The 1,448-nt window shown below is 56.6% G+C and carries 4 protein-coding genes; 2 read left to right on the top strand and 2 right to left on the bottom strand.

Features of this window, described 5'->3' with window-relative positions; translation table 11 throughout:
* Positions 1-6: 6 nt before the first annotated feature.
* Positions 7-219, top strand: a complete 213-nt coding sequence (locus tag ACXRVY_RS28975) for a cold-shock protein (RefSeq protein WP_003179963.1) — start codon at positions 7-9, stop codon at positions 217-219.
* A 70-nt stretch (positions 220-289) separates the two neighbouring features.
* Here ACXRVY_RS28975 and ACXRVY_RS28970 read toward each other — a convergent pair whose 3' ends face one another.
* Both ACXRVY_RS28970 and ACXRVY_RS28965 read right to left on the bottom strand, forming a co-directional pair.
* Positions 290-610, bottom strand: a complete 321-nt coding sequence (locus ACXRVY_RS28970) for an I78 family peptidase inhibitor (protein WP_223457160.1) — start codon at positions 608-610, stop codon at positions 290-292.
* A 154-nt stretch (positions 611-764) separates the two neighbouring features.
* Complete coding sequence (locus ACXRVY_RS28965; protein WP_007975706.1) at positions 765-1,070, bottom strand: hypothetical protein; 306 nt, start codon at positions 1,068-1,070, stop codon at positions 765-767.
* Between the two features lie 132 nt (positions 1,071-1,202).
* Between ACXRVY_RS28965 and ACXRVY_RS28960 the strand changes: the two genes are divergently transcribed.
* Positions 1,203-1,394: a hypothetical protein gene (locus ACXRVY_RS28960; protein ID WP_223457157.1), complete on the top strand. Its 192-nt coding sequence runs from the start codon at positions 1,203-1,205 to the stop codon at positions 1,392-1,394.
* The last annotated feature ends 54 nt before the right edge of the window (positions 1,395-1,448 follow it).

Here is a 1,448-nt window from a genome sequence, read left to right as displayed (position 1 = left end):
TACACCATGTCTAATCGCCAAACCGGCACCGTTAAATGGTTCAACGATGAAAAAGGCTTCGGCTTCATCACTCCTCAAGGTGGCGGTGACGACCTGTTCGTACACTTCAAAGCTATCGAAAGCGACGGTTTCAAAAGCCTGAAAGAAGGCCAGACTGTTTCCTTCGTGGCTGAGAAAGGCCAAAAGGGTATGCAAGCTGCTCAAGTTCGCCCAGAGTAATCTCCAGGCGCACTAAAAAAACCCCGTCCATGTGACGGGGTTTTTTATGGCCGGAACAAAAGCCGGGCGATCAGCCGCAGTTGACGCGGGTCACTACCCGGCTGGCATCGGTGTTCAGGTTCAGGCGATCGGAGCGGTACTCCAGCGTCACCATATCGGTTGGCAGCAGGAACCGTGCACTTTGCGCCCCTGCCCGGGTACGCGCCTGCTCGAGCAATTGCGGCGAGGCCTGTTTGCCGATGGTGAACTCGGCAGCCTTTGCTTCACAGCGACTGTGACCCGTGTCAGTCGTCGCAACATCGGTTGCTGCCGACTCGGTAGAGGTAGTGCTGCAACCGGCCAGCGTGGCAACGGCCAACAAAGTACCCAATGACGCGAGCTTCCAAGGCATGAAGCCTCCTTATTCAATGATTAAGCTGAGATCGTGCGACAACCAGACTGGCGTTTGGTTTCACAGGCAGTGCCCATGATCCGGACGAGCCGCGATTCTGCCTGAGCGTCGCCCTGCCCTTAATCACTGAATCGTGACTGAATATGAACGACGCTCAATAGACGTCGATGTAGTCGTAAGGAGGATTGGGCCAGTTCTCTTTCAAGGCATTGAAGATTTGCATGACCCAGACCTCATCGCTGGCCGCGACCCGCCCGACATAACCGGAGCCCTTGGCCCAGGTTTCGAGCCGAAACAACAACCCGTCGATATCGGTGCCGCCCACGACACCCGAGGAAATGTAGGCAATGCCTCCTTTGGTGACTCGTAACTGGGTGTGCTCATCGTCACTGGCGCCGGCCAGCAACTGACGCACCGCCTCAAGGGTCAGGCCATCCGGGGAGTTCAAATCGATCTGCACAGCGTGTTCCTTGAGTATTCGTCAGAGACCAAGTGTCGCACAGCCCTCCTTTGATGCCTAAGTCGGCGTGTCAAAAGCCCCGCAAAATGGTTAACTCGGCACTCAGACTTCCCCGACCTCACGAGCGCCATCATGACCACCGTAAGCATCGACGCTGACATCAAGGCCAAGTGGCAAGACGGCCACAGCTCCTACAGCCCAGGCACCACGGAAGAGCTCGCCATTATCGGTATCGACCTGCTGGTCAGGGACCTTGGAACCGAAGCCGCCCAATCGTTCATCGAGCAGATCTTCGAGAAACATCTGTCGGACCAAAAGACCTAAGCGGTTAGCGCGAGGGAGTGAATCCCGCAGGCAAGCACCTGCGGGAGATGATGC

It is taken from the genome of Pseudomonas sp. P5_A2_2, from assembly GCF_054177685.1.
Note: the sequence above shows the minus strand (reverse complement) of the source record. Positions and strands in the feature narration are given on the sequence as shown.